The organism is Actinomadura sp. 1N219, assembly GCF_044326405.1.
GTDB lineage: Bacteria > Actinomycetota > Actinomycetes > Streptosporangiales > Streptosporangiaceae > Spirillospora.
Genome location: NZ_JBIRAY010000023.1, coordinates 53,863 through 74,116, shown reverse-complemented (window position 1 = coordinate 74,116; position 20,254 = coordinate 53,863). Strand labels below are relative to the sequence as shown.

Here is a 20,254-nt window from a genome sequence, read left to right as displayed (position 1 = left end):
GTCAGGCCATGCCGAGGTCTTTGTCGATGAAGTCGAAGATGTCGTCGGCGCTCGCGTGCTCCAGCCGGTCCGCCACCGCCGCCGCGTCCCGCTCCCCGGCGGGCTCGGTCAGCCGCGCGGCCATGCTCTGCAGGCGGGCGGCGAGCCTGCCGCGTTCGGCCTCCTCCGCCGGGAGCGCGGCCAGCGCCGCTTCGAGGCGGTCCAGCTCGGCGCCGATCGGACGGTCGCCGGGGGCGTCGCCGCCCGCGCCGCCGTCCGGCCGCAGCAGGTCGGCAAGGTGCGCCGCGAGCGCCGCCGGGGACGCGTGGTCGAAGGCCAGGGTCGCGGGCAGCCGCCGGCCGGTGGCCGCGCTCAGCCGGGACCGCAGCTCCACCGCGGCGACGGAGTCGAGCCCGAGGTCGGTGAACGCCCGGCCCGGTTCCAGCGCGGCGGCGTCGTCGTGGCCGAGCACGGCGGCGACGTGCGCGCGGACGAGGTCGCGCAGCGCACGCCCGCGTTCCGCGTCGGACATCGCGGCGAGCCGCGCGGCCTGGTCGTCCGCCCCGGACGGCGCCGCCTCCGCGTCCCCGTGGAGGGCCTCCCGCACCTCGGGCAGGTCGTCCAGGAGCGGACGGCGCCGCGCGAGCGTGTACGCGGCGGCGAACCGGGTCCAGTCGATGTCGGCGACGACGAGGTGGCTCTCGTCGCGGTCGAGCGCCCGCTGGAGCGCGCCGATCGCGGCCCGCGGGTCCATCGCCGCCAGCCCGAGCCGCCGGGTGGCCGCGCCGACCTCGGTGTCGACCATCCCGGCGTCCCAGGCGCCCCAGGCGACGGCGGTGGCGGTCAGCCCGCGCGCCCGCCGCCGGTGCGCGAGCGCGTCCAGGTAGGCGTTGGCGGCCCCGTACGCGGACTGCCCCGCGCCGCCCCAGGCCGCGGCGCCGGACGAGAACAGCACGAACGCGTCCAGCTGCCGGTCGCCGAGCAGCTCGTCGAGATGCCGCGCACCGGCGATCTTCGCGCGGCCGACCTCGGCGAACTCCTCGACCGACAGGTCCGCCAGCGCCTTGCCGTCACCGAGGACGCCCGCCGCGTGCACGACCGCGCTCAATGGAAGGTCGTTTCCTGCGGGCGCGTCGAGCGAGTCGAGCAGGTCGCGGACGGCGTCGCGGTCCGCGACGTCGCAGGCCGCGATCGTCACCCGCGCGCCCAGCGCCGCCAGCTCCGCCTCCAGCTCCGCGGCGCCCTCGGCGCTCGGGCCGCGGCGGCTGGTCAGCACGATGTGCCCGGCGCCGCCCCGCGCGAGCCAGCGCGCCACATGCGCGCCGATGCCGCCCGTCCCGCCGGTGACCAGCACGGTCCCGCGCGGCCGCCACGTCCCGGTCCCGTTCATGGTCCCGTCCGGCGCAGCGGCCGGGGCGCGGACCATCCGCCGCGCGGCGACCACGGCGGGACGGATCGCGAGCTGGTCGCCGTCCGCGCCCGACAGGACGCCGCAGAGGCGGCGCACCGCCCGGCCGTCCACGACGGCGGGCAGGTCGACCATGCCGCCCCAGGTCGCGGGGCTCTCCAGGCCGAGCACCGTCCCGAGCCCCCACAGCGACGCCTGCGCCGTGTCGGTCAGCTCCGCGGACCGGTCGACGGCCACGCCCCCGGACGTGACGCACCACAGCCGCGCTCCGCTTCCGGCGTCGCCGAGCGCCTGCGCCAGCGTGATCGTCCCCGCGGTCCCGAGCGTCAGCGTCGGGTGCCGCGGATGGACGCGGTCGTCGAGCGCGAGCAGCGACAGCACGCCGTCCGCATCCTCGTGTCCGGCCAGCCGGAGGGACAGCGCGGCCCGGTCCTCGTCCCCCGCCACCTCCATCGGCACGACCCGCGCGCCCTGCGCCGCGAGTCCTTCGACGATCGAGGTGACCGGCTCCCGGTCGCCGTGCCCTTCCGGGACGGCCACCAGCCAGGTCCCGGGCAGCGCGCTCTCGTGCCGGTCCGGGACCGGCTTCCACACGATCCGGTAGCGCCACGAATCGGCGGCGGAACGTTCGATCTGACGGCGCCGCCAGGACGACAGCGCGGGCACGACGTCGCCCAGCGCGGACGCTTCGAGGTCGAGCCCCTCCGCCAGCGCCGGCAGGTCCTCCCGCTCCACCGCGTCCCAGAACGCGGAGTCGACGCCATCGGCCTGCGCCTGCGCCCGTCCGCTCGCCGCCGGTTCCGTCCAGTACCGCTTCCGCTGGAAGGCGTAGGTCGGCAGTTCGACCCGGCGGGGCTCGCGTCCGGCGAACATCGCACGCCAGTCGACGTCCGCGCCGCTGGCGTGGAGGTGCCCGATCGCGGTGAGCAGCGCGGTCGGCTCGTCCTGGCCGCCGCGCAGCGCGGGGACGGCCGTGGCCTCGTCCAGGGCTGACCTGACCAGCGCCGACAACACACCGTCCGGCCCCACCTCAAGGAACCGCAGCACGCCTTCCGCGTGCAGCACCTCGACGGCGTCGGCGAAACGGACCGCCTCCCGCACATGCCGCACCCAGTACTCGGCCGTGCCGATCTGCTCGGGCGTGACGACCTCGCCGGTGAGGGTGGACACGATCGGGATGGCCGGGGCTTCGTAGTTAAGGCTTTCGGCGACCTTGCGGAAGTCGTCCAGCATCGGGTCCATCAGCGGCGAGTGGAACGCGTGCGACACCCGGAGGCGGGTCGTCTTTCGGCCCTGGGCGGCGAAGTAGTCGACGATCCGGCCGACTTCAGCTTCGGTCCCGGAGACGACGACCGACTCCGGGCCGTTCACCGCCGCGACGGCGACCAACCCATCGCCGAGCAGGTCGATAACCTCGTTCTCGGACGCCTGGACGGCCGCCATCGTCCCGCCAGAGGGGAGGGCCTGCATCAGGCGTCCGCGCGCCGCCACCAGCTTCGCCGCATCCTCCAGCGACCAGACCCCGGCGACGTGCGCGGCGGCCAGCTCACCGATCGAGTGACCGGCCAGGTAACCGGGCCGCACGCCCCACGAGCGCAGCAGCCGGAACAACGCCACCTCGACGGCGAACAGCCCGGCCTGCGTGAACATCGTCTGATCGAGCCGTTCGGCGTCCGACCAGATCACCTCGCGAATCGGCCGGTCCAGGCGCTCGTCCAACGCGGCGCACACCTCATCGAAGGCGGCGGCGAAGACCGGGAACGCCTCGTAGAGTTCCCGGCCCATGCCTAGCCGCTGCGCACCCTGGCCCGAGAAGACGAACGCTGTGGGCCCGGTCGTGGCGACACCGGTGACCAGGCTCGCGGACGGCTCACCTGCCGCCAGCGCCGCCAGCCCGGAGGTGTGCTCATCGGCGACGATCACCGCTCGGTGTTCCAGCGCCGCCCGGCCGGTCGCCAGCGACCAGCCCACGTCCACCGGCGAAAGCTCCGGACGCTCCGCGAGATGCGCGCGCAGCCGCTCCGCCTGGCCCCGCAGAGCCTCCGCCGTCCTGCCCGAGATGATCCACGGCACGACGCCGCCGGACGCCTCGCCGTCCCCGTCCCCCGCGCTCTCCTCGGCCGGGGCCTCCTCCAGGATCACGTGGGCGTTGGTGCCGCTGATGCCGAACGAGGACACCCCGGCGCGGCGCGGATGTCCGTTGACCGGCCATTCGCGCGTCTCGGTCAGCAGTTCGACCGCGCCCGCCGACCAGTCGACGTGCGGGGTCGGCTCGTCCACGTGCAAGGTCTTCGGGAGGACGCCGTGCCGCATCGCCTCGACCATCTTGATGATCCCGGCCACTCCGGCGGCGGCCTGCGCGTGGCCCATGTTCGACTTGATCGACCCCAGCCACAGCGGACGTTCCGGCTCCCGGTCCCGCCCGTAGGTGGCGAGCAGCGCCTGCGCCTCGATCGGGTCGCCCAGCGTGGTGCCGGTGCCGTGGGCCTCCACCGCGTCGATGTCCGTCGTGTCCAGCCCGGCGGTCGCGAGGGCTTGGCGGATCACCCGCTCCTGGGAGGGACCGTTCGGCGCCGTGAGCCCGTTGGACGCGCCGTCCTGGTTGATGGCGCTGCCCCGCACGACCGCCAGCACCGGATGTCCGTTGCGGCGGGCGTCCGACAGCCGTTCCACCAGGACTACGCCGACGCCCTCGGCCCACCCGGCGCCGTCCGCCGACGCCGAGAACGACTTGCAGCGGCCCTCCGGCGAAAGCCCGCGCTGGCGGCTGAATTCCACGAACATTCCCGGTGTGGACATCACGGTCACGCCACCGGCCAACGCCAGCGAGCACTCGCCCGAGCGGAGCGCCTGCGCCGCCCAATGCAGCGCGACCAGCGACGACGAGCACGCCGTGTCGACCGTCACCGCCGGGCCTTCCAGGCCGAGCGCGTAGGCGACCCGGCCGGTGACGAGGCTGCCGCCGCTGGTGCTGGCCGCGTCGGTGTCCAGCGCATAGTCGTGGTACATGAGCCCGGCGAAGACGCCCGTGGCGCTGCCCCGCAACGACGACGGATCGATACCGGCCCGCTCCAGCGCCTCCCACGACGCCTCCAGCAACAACCGCTGCTGCGGGTCTGTGTCGGCCGCCTCCCGCGGTGAGATCGCGAAGAAGTCGGCGTCGAACTCCGCCGCGTCGTACACGAACCCGCCCTCGCGCGCGACGCTCTTGCCCGAACGACCCGGCACGGGGTCATACAACCCGTCCACGTCCCAGCCGCGATCGACCGGGAACCCCGATACCGCGTCCACACCGTCGGCTACCAGCTGCCACAGCTCGTCCGGGGACCCGACTCCGCCGGGGTAGCGGCACGCCATTCCCACGATCACGACCGGGTCGTCGTCCTGCGCGGCGCGACCCACCGGAGCCGCCACAGCCGCGCCGGTTCCGGTGATCTCCTGGTTCAGGAAGCCCGCCACCGCACGCGCCGTCGGATAGTCGAACACCAACGTCGCGGGCAACCGCAAACCCGTCTCGCCTCGCAGCGCGTTGCGCAATTCCACCGCCGACAGCGAGTCGAATCCGAGTTCCTGGAAAACGCGGTCCGGTTCGACCTCGTTGACGGACGTGTGCCCGAGCACGGTGGCGACGTGAGTGCGCACCAGTTCGAGGAGGTGGCCGATGCGGTCTGTCTCGTCCAGTCCGGCGAGGCGGCGGCGCAGGGCTCCGCCGTCCGATGTCCCGGTCCCTGCCTGTGCCCGGACGGTCCGGCGTGCGGGTTCCGCCATGCCGCGCAGCAGTGCGGGGACGTCGTCGCCGCGCGCCTGGAGCGCCTTCTTGTCGAGGGGCAGCGGCACGAGGACGGGCTCGTCGTTGTCCAGCGCGGCGTCGAACAGCGCGAGGCCCTGTTCGGCGGAGAGCGCGGGCATGCCGAGCCGGGCGAGGCGGTCCACATCGGCGGCGGTCATGTCGTTGGCCATGCCGGTGCCGGCGTCCCAGAGTCCGAAGGCGATCGACGTCGCCGCCAGGCCCTTCGCCCGCCGGTGCACGGCCAGCGCGTCAAGGAAGACGTTCGCCGCCGCATAGTTGCCTTGTCCGGCGGCCAGCACCAGCCCGCCCGCCGACGAGAACAGCACGAAGGCCGAGAGGCCCAGGTCTTCGGTCAGCTCGTGCAGGTGCCAGGCCGCGTCCGCCTTCGGCGCCAGGACGGCGTCCAGGCGTTCGGGAGTGAGCGCGTCCAGGAGGCCGTTGTCGGCGACGCCAGCCGCGTGGATCACGCCGGTGAGGGGGTGCTCGTCCGGGATCGCGGCCAGCAGGTCCGCCAGCGCCCGCCGGTCGGACACGTCACACGCCGCGACCGTGACGTCGGCGCCCAGATCCGCCAGCTCCGCGCACAGCGCGTCCGCGCCGGGGGCGTCCATGCCTCGTCGGCTCGTCAACAGCAGGCGCCGGGCTCCGTGCGCCGACACCAGGTGCCGCGCCACCAGCGCGCCCAGACCGCCCGTCCCGCCGGTGACCAGCACCGTTCCGTCCGGGCTCGGCGTCCAAGCGCGGTCGGGGCGTGGCCCTGACGCCTCGGACAGCCTCGGCACCCACAGCTCTCCGCCGCGTACCGCCGCCTCAGGCTCGCCGGAGGCCGCGACCGCCGACGCCAGGCTCATCGAACTCGGATCGTCGTCCACGTCCATCAGCACCACACGGTCCGGATGCTCCGCCTGAGCCGCCCGCACCAGACCCCACACCGGAGCCTGCGACAACTCCACCGGCTCACCGCCAACCGACACCGCACCCCGCGTCACCACCACCAGCCGAGAGCCCGCAGACTCCTCACCGGCCAGCCAACCCTGGACCGCCGACAGCGCCTCGCCCGCGACCGAACGCACATCCGCCGGTACATCACCCGAGCGCGCCTGCGGGCACGTCCAGACCGTCACGTCCGCGTCCTCGGATACTTCGGGGAGTGGACGCCGGGACCATCCGATGCGGAGCATGGACTCGGAGGGCCCGGCGTCGACGCTGAGTTGGTCTGCGGAAACGGGCCTCGGGATCAGGGACTCCACGGTGAGGACGGCCTGGCCCGCCTCGTCGGCGACGAGGATGTTCACGGCGTCCCCGGCCAGCGGCGACACGCGGACCCGGACGGCGGACGCGCCCGCCGCGTGCAGCGTCACGCCGCTCCACTCGAACGGGAGCAGCGGCTCCCCGCCGTCGTCGAGCAGGGTCACGTGCATGGCCGCGTCCAGCAGCGCGGGGTGGATGCCGAACTCGCCCGCCGTGCCCTCCGCGGCGTCGGGCAGGGCGACCTCGGCGAAGAGGTCGTCGCCGCGCCGCCACGCCGCGCGCAGCCCGCGGAACACCGGCCCGTAGTCCAGGCCCTGGTCGGCGAGGCGGTCGTAGGCGCCGTCGAGTTCGATGGGCGTCGCGCCGGCGGGCGGCCACTGCGCCAGGTCGGACGAGGGGTCCCCGGCGGCCGCGGCCAGCACGCCTTCGGCGTGGCGGGTCCAGGGGCGTTCGGCCGGTTCGTCCGCGCGGCGGGAGTGGACGCCGAACGTCCGGCGCCCCGTGCCGTCGGCCGGGCCGACCGTCACGTGCAGGACGACGTCGCCGTGTTCGGGCAGCACGAGCGGCGCTTCGAGGGTCAGCTGCTCCAGCGCGCCGCAGCCGACCTGGTCCCCGGCGCGGACGGCGAGCTCGACGAAGGCCGTGCCGGGCAGCAGGACGGCGCCGTGAACGCGGTGGTCGGCCAGCCACGGCCTCGACCCGGGCGACAGCCGGCCGGTCAGCACGACGTCGCCGGAGCCCGGCGACTCCACGACGGCGCTCAGCAGCGGATGCGCGGCCGTCCCGAGCCCCATCGACGCGGCGTCCCCGCCCGTTCCGGGCCCGGCCTGCCAGTACCGGCGGCGCTGGAAGGCGTAGGTCGGGAGATCGACGCGCCGTGCGCCGCGTCCGGCGAGGACGGCCCGCCAGTCGACGGGGACGCCCTCGGTGTGCAGGCGTCCGATCGCGGTGAGAAGCGCGGCCGGTTCGTTCTGGTCCTTGCGGAGCAGCGGGATCGCGGTGACGTCGCCGGTGTCGTCGGTGAGGGCGGCCTGTGCCAGGGCGGTCAGGACGCCGTCCGGTCCCAGCTCGACGAGCCGGGTGGCGCCCTCGGCCCGCAGCGTGCCTACGGCGTCGGCGAAGCGGACCGCTTCCCGGACGTGCCGCACCCAGTAGCCGGGGTCGCAAAGCTCGCCGGGTTCGGCAGGCCGTCCGGTGACGTCGGAGACGATCGGGATGGACGGGTCCGCATACGACAGTTCCGCGGCGATCTCCGCGAACTCGGCGAGCATCGGGTCCATCAGCGGCGAGTGGAACGCGTGCGACACCCGCAGCCGCGCCGTCTTGCGGCCTTCGGACGCGAAATGCGCAGCGATCCGTGCCACGTCCTCCTCGGTGCCGGAGACCACGACCGATTCCGGGCCGTTCACGGCGGCGACGCCGGCGCGTCCGTCGGTCAGCAGCGGGGCGACCTCGTCCTCGGTCGCCTGCACGGCCGCCATCGCGCCGCCCGCCGGAAGCGCCTGCATGAGCCGGCCGCGTCCCGCGACGAGCTTCGCCGCGTCTTCCAGGGACCACACCCCGGCCGCGTGCGCCGCCGCCAGCTCGCCGATCGAGTGGCCGGTGAGGAGGCCGGGCCGCACGTCCCACGACTCCAGCAGCCGGAACAGCGCGGTCTCGATCGTGAACAGCGCGGCCTGCGTGTACATGGTCTGGTCGAGGAGGCCGGGCTCGGACCACATGACGTCCCGCAGCGGAACGTCCAGATGCCGGTCCAGCTCCGCGCACGCCGCGTCGAACGCGTCCGCGAACACCGGGAAGGACTCGTGCAGCCCGCGGCCCATCCCGAGCCGCTGCGCTCCCTGCCCGGAGAACAGGAACGCCGTCGTCCCGCCGGGACGGGCCGTTCCGGTGACGACGCCGTGCCAGCTGCCGCCGCCCGCGGACAGGACGTCCAGGCCGGAGAGGAGATCGTCGCGGCCCGCGCCGACGACCACGGCGCGGTGTTCCAGCGCGGTCCGGGTGGTGGCCAGGGAGTACGCGACGTCGCCCGGGTCGAGGTCCGGATTTTCCCGCACGAACGACAGCAGCCGCGCGGCCTGCGCCGGGAGCGCCTCCCGGCTCCGCGCGGACAGGATCCACGGCACCGCACCGGGCGCGGCGGGACGCTCCTCCGCCGGTGCTTCGTCCTCGGCGGGGGCCTGCTCGATGATCACGTGGGCGTTGGTGCCGCTGATGCCGAACGACGAGATCCCGGCGCGGCGCGGACGCCCGTCCGCCGCCCACTCGCGGGCCTCGGTGAGCAGTGCGACGTCGCCTTCCGTCCAGTCGACGTGCGGGGTCGGCTCGTCCACGTGCAGCGTCTTCGGCAGGACGCCGTGCCGCATCGCCTCGACCATCTTGATGATCCCCGCCACCCCGGCAGCGGCCTGGGTGTGCCCGATGTTCGACTTGATCGACCCCAGCCACAGCGGACGCCCCTCGGGACGATCCTGGCCGTAGGTCGCGAGGAGAGCCTGCGCCTCGATCGGGTCGCCGAGCGTCGTCCCGGTGCCGTGCGCCTCCACCGCGTCGACGTCGGCGGCGCCGAGACCGGCGTTGGCGAGCGCCTGGCCGATCACGCGCTGCTGGGCGGGGCCGTTCGGCGCGGTCAGGCCGTTGGACGCGCCGTCCTGGTTGGTGGCGGTGCCGCGCACGAGCGCCAGCACCGGGTGGCCGTTGCGCCGGGCGTCCGACAGCCGCTCGACGAGCAGCATCCCGGCGCCCTCGCCCCAGCCGGTCCCGTCGGCGGCGGCGGCGAACGACTTGGCCCGGCCGTCCCGCGCCAGGCCGCGCTGGCGGCTGAACTCGACGAACGTCTCCGGCGTCGCCATCACCGCGACACCGCCCGCCAGCGCCAGCGAGCACTCGCCCGAGCGCAGCGACTGGGCCGCCAGGTGCAGCGCCACCAGCGACGACGAGCACGCCGTGTCGACGGAGACGGCCGGGCCCTCCAGGCCCAGCGTGTACGCGACCCGGCCCGAGGCGATCGATCCGGTGTTGCTGCTCGCCGCGTAGTCGTGGTACATCACGCCGGTGAACACGCCGGTGCGGCTGCCGCGCAGCCGCGCCGGGTCGATGCCCGCCCGTTCGAGCGCCTCCCAGGACGTCTCCAGGAGGATCCGCTGCTGCGGGTCCATGGCGAGCGCCTCGTTCGGGCTGATCCCGAAGAACCCGGCGTCGAACTCCGCCGCGTCGTGCAGGAAGCCGCCGGAGTCGACGTAGCTGGTGCCGGGACGGCGTCCGTCCGGGTCGTGGAGGCGCTCGCGGTCCCAGCCGCGGTCGCCCGGGAACCCGCTGACGGCGTCCACGCCGCCGGCGACCAGGCGCCACAGTTCCTCCGGTGACGAGACGCCGCCCGGATAGCGGCACGCCATCCCGACGATGGCGATCGGCTCGTCGTCCGCCCGGACGGCCGCGTCGGTCGCGGCTCCGGCGGCGGCGTCGGCGGAGCCGGTCAGCTCGTCCAGGAGGCGGCGGGCCAGCGCGGCCGGGGCCGGGTAGTCGAAGACGAGCGTCGCGGGCAGCCGGAGACCCGTCGCCTCGCTCAGCGCGTTGCGGAACTCCACCGCCGACAGCGAGTCGAATCCCAGCTCGTTGAAGGCCCGGTCGGGGCCGATCGCGGCCGGGTCGGCGTGCCCGAGCACCAGGGCGGCCCGGTCGCGGACGACGTCGAGCACCGCCCCCTCCCGTTCGCCCTCGGCCAGCCCGGACAGGCGCCGCGCCAGACCCGCCGCCGCGCCGGACGCCCCGGACGCGCCGATCCGGCCGCCGAGGTCGCGCCGGGCCGGTGTCCGGACGAGGCCGCGCAGCAGGTGCGGGACCTCCCGGCCGCCCGCGGTGAGGGCCTTGAGGTCCAGGTCGGCGGGGATCAGGACGGCGTCGTCCAGCGCACCGGCGGTGTCGAGCAGGCCGAGTCCCCGTTCGGACGACAGGGCCGCGACACCGCCGCGGGCCAGGCGCCGGACGTCGGCCTCGTCCACCTGCCCGGCCATGCCGCCGTCCGCCCACAGCCCCCAGGCCAGCGACTGGCCCGGCAGCCCGGACGCGCGCCGATGCTGAACGAGCCCGTCCACGAACGCGTTCGCCGCCGCATAGTTGCCCTGGCCGGGGGCGCCCAGCACCCCGGCGGCCGATGAGAACACCACGAACGCCGACAGGTCCATGTCGCGGGTCAGCTCATGAAGGTTCCAGGCCCCCGCCGCCTTCGGGCCCATCACCGCGTCCACGCGTTCGGGCGTCAGCGACGAGAGCATTCCGTCGTCCAGCACCCCGGCCGCGTGCACGACACCCGACAACCGGCGGCCTTCCAGCAACCGTGCCAACGCGGCGCGGTCACCCACGTCACACGCCGCCACCTCAACGTCCGCACCGGCCTCCGCCAGCTCCGCCGCCAGCCCGGCGGCACCGGGCGTGTCCATGCCGCGACGGCTCGTCAGCAGCAGATCCCGGACGCCGTGCGCCGACACCAGATGCCGCGCCACCAGCGCACCCAACCCGCTCGTCCCGCCGGTGACCAGAACGGCGCCGTCCCCGGTGAAGGCGGTGGCGGGAGCGGTGTCCGGCTGCGGCTCCGCGGGGACGCGCGCCAGCCGCGCCGCATGGGCCGAGCCCTGCCTGAAGGCGAGCGCCGGTTCACCGGAGACGGCCACCGGCACGACGTCTTCCCAGGACGCCGGATCGTGCTCGTCGAGGTCCACGAGCACGATCCGGCCCGGGTTCTCCGACTGCGCGGACCGGACCAGGCCCCACACCGCCGCGCCCGCGAGGTCGGCGACGTCGCCGTCGTCCGCGCCGTCCACGGCCACCGCGCCAGAGGTGGCCACGACCAGCGTCGAAGCGGCGAACCGCTCCTCGGCCAGCCACGACTGCAGCGCGGCCAGGACGTCAACGACAGCCCGCCGCGCCGCGACGGCATCGGCCCCTCCGGCGACCCTCAGCACGACAGCGTCAGGCGCCGCGCCACCGGGCTCCAACGCCTCCCACTCCAGCCACGACACCGGACGGTCGGCGGGAGCGAGTGCCACCGGGGACCATTCGACCCTGAACAGCGAGTCGTGGAACGCGGCGCGCGCCGCCGACAACCGCTCCGGCGCGATCTCCCGCAGAGCCACCGAGTCCACCGACGCCACCGCGCGCCCGGACGCGTCGGTCATGCGCAGCGACACGCCACCGCCGGACGGTTCCATCCGCACCCGCAGCGCCGACGCGCCCGACGCGAACAGCTCCACACCCGACCACGCGAACGGCAGCAGGACCCCGTCGCCGGACACCCCGGTCAGCGCGATCGCGTGCAGGCCCGCGTCCAGCAGGGCCGGGTGCAGGCCGTAGCCGTCGACGTTCACGTCCTCGGGCAGCGCGACCTCCGCGAACACCTCGTCGCCGCGCCGCCACGCCGCCGCCAGACCCCGGAACACCGGCCCGTACGCCAGGCCCGCTTCGGCGAGCCGCGCGTAGAAGCCGTCCAGGTCAATCGCGGACGCGCCCGGCGGCGGCCACGTCTCCGCGCCGCCCGCCGGTTCCGCGCCGCCCGGTTCGAGCACGCCCTCGGCGTGCCGGCGCCACGGCTCGGCCGCGTCCGCCCGCGAGTACACCGACACCGGACGCGCGCCCGAATCACCGGCCGCGCCGACCACCACCTGTACTTGGACGCCGCCGTCCGCCGGCAGCACCAGCGGCGCCTCCAGCGTCAGCTCCCCGATCCGGCCGCAGCCGACCTGGTCACCGGCCCGGACGAGCAGATCGACGAAGCCCGTCCCCGGGAACGGCAGGACCCCGCCGACCTCGTGATCGGCGAGCCACGGCTGCGACCGCGGCGACAGCCGTCCGGACAGCACCACGCCGTCCGAACCGGGCAGCGGCACCACGGCGCCGAGCAGCGGATGGCCGGACGCCTCCAGCCCCGCCGAGACGATGTCGCCGATCCCCGCCGAGGACCCGGCCCACGCCTCCCGCCAGTGACTCTGGATGTCGATCCAGTACGGGCGGCGCTGGAAGGCGTAGGTGGGCAGGTCCACGCGCCGCGCGTCCCGTCCGGCGAAGGCCGCGCGCCAGTCGACCGGCACACCGGCCGCATGCAGCGACCCGACCGCCGTGAGGAAGGCGGCGACCTCGTCCTGCTTCTTACGCAGCACGGGGACGGCCACAACGTCGCCGCGAACCTGATCGAGGCTGTCCCGCGCCATCGCGGTCAGGACGCCGTCCGGCCCCAGCTCGACGAACCGGGTCACCCCGTCGGCGTGCAACGCCTGGACGGCATCGGCGAACCGCACCGCCTCCCGCACATGCCGCACCCAGTACTCCGCCGAGCCGAGCTGCTCCGGCTCAACGACCCCACCGGTCAAGGTCGACACGATCGGAATGGCCAAGGCTCCATAATTCAGGCTCTCTGCAACCTGGCGGAATTCGTCCAGCATCGGGTCCATGAGCGGCGAGTGGAACGCGTGCGACACCCGGAGGCGGGTCGTCTTGCGCCCTTCGCCGGTGAAGTGATCGACAAACCGGACGACCTCGTCCTCGGCTCCCGACACCACCACCGACTGCGGCCCGTTCACCGCCGCGATGGCGACCGGCCCGTCCCCGAGCAGGGCGGTGACTTCGTCCTCGGACGCCTGCACAGCCGCCATCGCACCGCCCAGCGGAAGGGCCTGCATCAGCCGCCCACGCGCCGCCACCAGCTTCGCCGCATCCTCCAGCGACCACACCCCGGCCACATGCGCAGCCGCCAACTCACCAATCGAATGACCAGCCAGCACAGCAGGCCGCACACCCCACGACTCAAGGAGCCGGAACAGCGCCACCTCGACTGCGAACAATCCGGTCTGCGTGAACACCGTCTGATCCAGCAACTCGGCGTCCGACCACAGCACGTCACGCGACGGACGATCCAGGTGCTCGTCCAGCGCCGCGCACACCTCATCGAGCGCCCCCGCGAACACCGGGAACGCCTCGTACAGTTCCCGGCCCATCCCGAGCCGCTGCGCGCCCTGACCGGAGAACAGGAACGCCACCGAACCGGACGACGCCACGCCCTGGACGCAGCCGGGACGGGTCTCGCCCGCCGCGATCGCCGCCAGCCCGTCGAGCCCGGTGTCCGGGTCGCCGGCCAGGACGACCGCGCGGTGGTCGTGGACGGCGCGCGAGGTCGCCAGCGTGAAGCCCACGTCCACCGGCGACAGCTCCGGACGCTCCGCGAGATGCGTGCGCAGCTTCTCCGCCTGGCCCCGCAGGGCCTCCGCCGACCTGCCCGAGATGATCCACGGGATCGTGCCGCCGGACGCCTCGCGGGCCCCGGCGCTCTCCTCGGCGGAAGCCTCCTCGACGATGACGTGCGCGTTCGTCCCGCTGATCCCGAAGGACGAGATCCCGGCCCGGCGCGGCCGCCCGTCCACCGGCCACTCGCGGGCCTCGGTGAGCAGTTCCACGTCGCCTTCGGCCCAGTCCACCTGCGGGGTCGGCTCGTCCACGTGCAAGGTCTTCGGCAGGACGCCGTGCCGCATCGCCTCGACCATCTTGATGATCCCCGCCACGCCCGCCGCAGCCTGCGCGTGGCCGATGTTCGACTTGATCGACCCCAGCCACAGCGGACGCCCCTCGGGACGGTTCTGCCCGTAGGTCGCAAGGAGAGCCTGCGCCTCGATCGGGTCGCCCAGCGTCGTCCCCGTGCCGTGCGCCTCGACCGCGTCGATGTCCGCCGTGCTCAGCCCGGCCTTGGCGAGCGCCTGCCGGATCACGCGCCGCTGCGACGGCCCGTTCGGCGCGGTCAGCCCGTTGGACGCGCCGTCCTGGTTCGTCGCGCTGCCCCGGACGATCGCCAGCACCTGGTGACCGTTGCGGCGGGCGTCCGACAGCCGCTCCACCAGCAGCATCCCGGCGCCCTCGCCCCACCCGGTGCCGTCGGCCGCCGCCGCGAACGACTTGCTGCGCCCGTCACGGGCCAGGCCGCGCTGGCGGCTGAACTCCACGAACGTCTCCGGCGTCGCCATCACCGCGACACCGCCCGCCAGCGCCAGCGAGCACTCCCCCGAACGCAGCGCCTGGACGGCCCAGTGCAGCGCCACCAGCGACGACGAGCACGCCGTGTCGACGGTGACCGCCGGACCCTCGAAGCCGAAGTGGTACGCGACCCGGCCGGAGGCGATCGCGCCCGTGGCGCTGTTCGCCGCGTAGTCGTGGTACATCATCCCGGCGAACACGCCGGTGGCGGTGCCGCGCAGCGACGCCGGGTCGATGCCCGCCCGTTCGAGGGCCTCCCAGGACGTCTCCAGCAGCAGCCGCTGCTGCGGGTCCATGGCGCGGGCCTCGTTCGGGCTGATCCCGAAGAACTCGGCGTCGAAGGCGGCCGCGTCGTGCAGGAATCCGCCCGAGTTCACGTAGCTGGTGTTCGGCCGCTCTCCGTCCGGGTCGAACAGCTCGGCGACGTCCCAGCCCCGGTCGGCGGGGAACTCCGAGACCGCGTCCACACCGCCGGCGACGAGCCGCCACAGGTCCTCGGGCGTGGCGACGCCGCCCGGATACCGGCAGGCCATTCCCACGATCGCGATGGGCTCGTCGTCGGCGGACGCGGACACGGCGGGGAGGGCACCGCCGTCGGCGGCGGCGCCGGACACCTCGTCCAGCAGGAACCGCGCCAGCACGGCCGGGGTGGGGTGGTCGAACACGAGCGTCGCGGGCAGCTTCAGCCCGGTCGCCTCGCCGACCCCGTTGCGGAGCTCCACCGCCGACAGCGAGTCGAAGCCGAGGTCGCGGAAGGCCCGGTCGGGTTCGATCGCGGACGGACCGGCATGGCCCAGGACATTGGCGGCCTGAGTGCGCACCAGGTCGAGGAGCGCGTCCGCCCATTCCGGTTCTGGACGGCTCGCCAGGAGCGCCCGCAGCGAGTCCGCCTCAGCACGCGCGCCCGCGGCACTGCGCCTGACGCGTGGCACGAGCCCGTGGAAGAGGGCGGGCAGCTCGCCCTGACCCGTGCCGGCGAGAACTGCGAGGTCCAGGTGGATGGGGACGGGTGCGGCCTCGTCCAGCGTCCCGGCGAGGTCGAGCAGCGAGAGTCCCAGTTCACCGGTCAGGCCGCGCACTCCCGCGCGGGCCATGCGCTGGATGTCGGCGTCGTCGAGTTCACCCGCCATGCCGCCGTTGTCCGCCGCCCACGGGCCCCAGGCCAGCGATTGCGCGGGCAGGCCCTCGGCCCTGCGATGGTGGGCGAGAGCGTCCAGGAAGGCGTTGGCGGCGGCGTAGTTGCCTTGGCCCGGGGTCCCCAGAACACCGGCCGCTGACGAGAACAGCACGAACGCCGACAGATCCATGTCCCGTGTCAGCTCGTGCAGATTCCAGGCCGCATCGACCTTCGGGCGCAGGACGGTGTCCACGCGCTCGGGCGTCAACGACGAGATCATGCCGTCGTCCAGCACCCCGGCCACGTGCACCACGCCCGACAGGTGTCGGCCGTCCAGGAGCTGCGCCAGCGCCTCGCGGTCGGCCACATCACACGCGGCCACCTCCACCTCGGCGCCCAGCCCCTCCAACTCCGCGCGCAACTCCGCCGCACCCGGCGCGTCAGCGCCGCGACGGCTCGTCAACAGCAACCGCCGCACACCACGCCTGGCCACCAGATGCCGAGCCACCACACCGCCCAGCGCACCCAAAGCACCCGTCACCAAGACCGCGCCATCGGCGTCGGCCGCGAAGGTCGAGGCGGGGTCGGCGTCCGGCGACCCCATCGGCATCCTCGCCAGCCGGGCCGCTCTGAGGACGCCCGCACGGATCGCCAGCTGCGGTTCCCCCGAGGACGCCATCGCCACCGCGTCCGCCGGGTCCGCCGCGTCGTCCAGGTCGGCGAGCACGATCCGGCCCGGGTCCTCCGACTGCGCGGACCTGACCAGGCCCCACACCGCCGCGCCCGCGAGATCGGCGACGCCGTCGTCCACGCCGTCCACGGCCACCGCGCCGGACGTGGCGACCAGCAGCACCGACTCGGCGAACCGCTCCTCGCCCTGCCACGACTGCAGCACGCCCAAGGTCTGCTGGACGGCCTGCCGCACATCGTCCGGCTCCTTGCCGGACGGCACCGGCAGGACGACGACGTCCGGGACGTCACCGCCAGATTCCAGCGCGTCCCACCACGCCCACGACGCCGGACGGGCAGGCGGCGCGGGCGGGACCACCGGCCACTCCACGCGGAACATCGCCTCGGCGAACGCCGAACTCGCCGCCGAGAGCTGCTCGGCGGAGATCTCCCGCAGCACCAGCGACTCCACCGCCGCGACCGCCCGGCCGGACGCGTCCGCCACCTGCAACGACGCTCCCGCTCCGGTGGCCGCCGGAGTCACCCGCACCCGCAGCGCGCCCGCGCCGGACGCGAACAGCCGCACGCCCGACCATGCGAACGGCAGCGCGGTGCCGTCGCCGACCGCGCCGCTCAGCGCGATCGCGTGCAACCCGGCATCGAGGAGCGCCGGATGCAGTCCGAAACCGTCCGTCTCGACCTGCTCGGGCAGCGCGACCTCGGCGAACACCTCGTCGCCGCGCCGCCACGCCGCCTCCAGCCCGCGGAACACCGGCCCGTACTCCAGACCAGCGTCGGCCAAGCCCTCGTAGAAGCCGTCCAGGTCGACGGGGACGGCACCGCGCGGCGGCCACTGCGCCAGATCGACGTCCGTTTCCGCCGTGCCGGGCGTGAGGACGCCCGTCGCATGCTGCCGCCACACCGCGACGCCCTCGTCGCGGGAGTGGACGCTCACCCGCCGCGCACCCGTCTCCTCGGCGGGACCCACGACGATCTGCACCCGCACGCCGCCGGGAGGCAGCACGAGCGGCGCTTGCAAGGTCAGTTCCTCGATCCGGCCGCACCCGACCTGGTCCCCGGCCCGGATCGCCAGCTCCACGAACCCGGTGCCCGGGAACAGCACCATCCCGCCGATCACATGGTCGGCCAGCCACGGCTGCGTCCCCGTCGACAACCGGCCCGTCAGCACCACTTCACCGGACTCGGCCAGGCCGACCGCCGCGCCGAGCAGCGGATGGTCCGCCCTGTCCAGGCCCGCCGAAGTCACGTCGACCGCGCCGGTCCCGGCGTCCAGCCAGTACCGCTGCCGCTGGAACACGTAGGTGGGCAGCTCGACCGCGCGGGCTCCACGTCCAGCGAAGACCGCGCCCCAGTCCGGACTGGACCCGGTGACGTGCAGATGCCCGACCGCGGTGAGCAGCGTCGTCGGCTCGTCGTGGTCCTTGCGCAGGGTCGGGACGACGACGGCCGTTTCAGCGGACGCCTCGTCCAGGCAGGCCCTGGTCATCGCGGTCAGAACACCGTCCGGCCCCAGCTCGACGAACCGGGACACTCCGTCGGCGTGCAACGCCTGGACGGCATCGGCGAACCGCACCGCCTCCCGCACATGCCGCACCCAGTACTCCGCCGTACCGAGCTGCTCCGGCTCAACGACTCCACCGGTCAAGGTGGACACGATCGGAATGGCCGGGGCTGCGAAGTTCAGGCTTTCGGTGACCTTGCGGAATTCGTCCAGCATCGGGTCCATCAACGGCGAATGGAACGCATGCGACACCCGCAACCGAGACGTCTTGCGCCCTTCGCCGGTGAAATGCTCGACGATCCGGGCGACTTCGCTCTCGTCCCCGGACACCACTATCGAGCTCGGGCCGTTCACCGCCGCGATGGCAACCAGCCCGTCCCCGAGCAGGGCGATGACCTCGTCCTCAGAAGCCTGCACGGCCGCCATCGCGCCGCCCGCCGGAAGCGCCTGCATCAGCCGCCCACGCGCCGCCACCAGCTTCGCCGCATCGTCCAGTGACCACAGCCCGGCCACATGCGCCGCGGCCAACTCACCGATCGAATGCCCGGCCAGAAAATCAGGCCGCACACCCCACGATTCGAGGAGGCGGAAAAGGGCCACCTCGACTGCGAACAGTCCGGCCTGCGTGAACATCGTCTGATCGAGCAGCTCGGCGTCCGACCAGATCACGTCACGCAACGGCCGATCCAGATGACCGTCCAATGCCGCGCACACCTCATCGAGCGCCTCGGCGAACACGGGGAACGCCTCGTACAACTCCCGGCCCATGCCGAGCCGTTGCGCGCCTTGCCCCGAGAACAGGAAGGCCGTGGAGCCCGCCTTGCGGGCGTTTCCGCGGACGGCTCCGGGGACGCGCTCGTCCGCGGCCAATGCCGTAAGGCCGCGTCGCAGGTCGGCGTGGTCACGGCCCACGACCACCGCGCGGTGTTCCAGCGCGGCGCGCGTGGTGGCCTGCGCGAACGCCAAGTCGATCGGGTCCGGTTCGGGACGCTCATCGAGGAAGGTCAGCAGCCGGGCGGCCTGCGCGGGCAGGGCGTCCCGGCTTCGCGCGGACAGCGTCCATGCCACCGGCGTGGCGCCTCCGCCGGTCTCGCCGCCGGCTTCCTCGGCGGTCTCGGCGGTCTCTGGGGCCTGCTCGATGATCACGTGGGCGTTGGTGCCGCTGATCCCGAACGAGGAGATCCCGGCACGGCGCGGGTGCCCGTTGACCGGCCAGTCGCGGGCCTCGGTCAGCAGCTCCACCGCGCCCGCCGACCAGTCCACTTCCGGGGACGGGGCGTCGACGTGCAGCGTCTTCGGCAGGACGCCGTGCCGCATCGCCTCGACCATCTTGATGATCCCGGCGACACCCGCCGCGGCCTGCGCATGGCCGATGTTCGACTTGATCGACCCCAGCCACAGCGGACGCCCCTCCGGACGGTCCTGGCCGTACGTCGCGAGCAGCGCCTGCGCCTCGATCGGGTCGCCCAGGGTCGTCCCGGTGCCGTGGGCCTCGACCGCGTCGACCTGGTTCGCGGGGACCTGGGCGTCCGCGAGCGCCTGGCCGATGACGCGGCGCTGGGACGGGCCGTTCGGCGCGGTCAGCCCGTTGGACGCGCCGTCCTGGTTGACCGCAGTGCCCCGCACCACGGCCAGCACCCGATGGCCGTTCCGCTGAGCGTCCGACAAACGCTCCACCAGGAGCATCCCGGCGCCCTCGCCCCACCCGGTGCCGTCCGCCGAGGCGGCGAACGCCTTGCAGCGCCCGTCGGGGGCCAGACCGCGCTGGCGGCTGAAGTCGACGAACGTGTCCGGAGTCGCCATCACCGTCACGCCGCCCGCGAGGGCCAGCGAGCACTCGCCGCGGCGGAGCGCCTGGACGGCCAGATGCAGCGCGACCAGCGACGACGAGCACGCCGTGTCCACCGTCACCGCCGGGCCCTCGAGGCCCAGCGTGTAGGCGACGCGGCCGGAGACGAGCGCGCCCGTGTTATGGCTGGCGGTGTAGTCGTGGTAGACGAGCCCGGCGAAGACTCCGGTCGCGCTTCCGTGCAGGGACCCCGGGTCGATCCCGGCGCGCTCCAGCGCCTCCCAGGACGTCTCCAGCAGCAGCCTCTGCTGCGGGTCCATGGCCAGTGCCTCGTTGGGGCCGATCCCGAAGAACCCGGCGTCGAACTCGGCGGCGTCATGCAGGAAGCCGCCGAGGTTCACGTAGCTGGTGTCGGGCCTGGCGCCGCTCGGGTCGAACAGCTCGCCGGTGTTCCAGCCGCGGTCGGCCGGGAACTCGGTGACCGCGTCGACGCCGCCGGCCACCAGCCGCCACAGATCCTCCGGCGACGCCGCGCCGCCGGGGAAGCGGCACGCCATCCCGACGATCGCGATCGGCTCGTGCTCGCGGGCCTCGATCTCCCGCAGGCGGCGCCGCGTGTTCTGCAGCTCGGTGGTGGCGCGCTTGAGGTAGCCGCGCAGCTTGTCGTCGTTCGCCATCGAATATCAGCCAATCCCGATGCCATCGCGGGTCACGGT

At 74.1% G+C, this 20,254-nt stretch carries 1 protein-coding gene; it reads right to left on the bottom strand.

Annotation, left to right across the window (positions count from 1 at the left end; genetic code table 11):
• Nucleotide 1: 1 nt before the first annotated feature.
• Nucleotides 2-20,215, bottom strand: a complete 20,214-nt coding sequence (locus ACH35V_RS39700; RefSeq protein WP_395980049.1) for a type I polyketide synthase — start codon at nucleotides 20,213-20,215, stop codon at nucleotides 2-4.
• Nucleotides 20,216-20,254: the final 39 nt, after the last annotated feature.

What these genes read in the sequence shown, in the direction of transcription:
- ACH35V_RS39700 (WP_395980049.1), bottom strand. Translation starts at nt 20,215, where the DNA reads ATGGCGAACGACGACAAGCTGCGCGGCTACCTCAAGCGCGCCACCACC.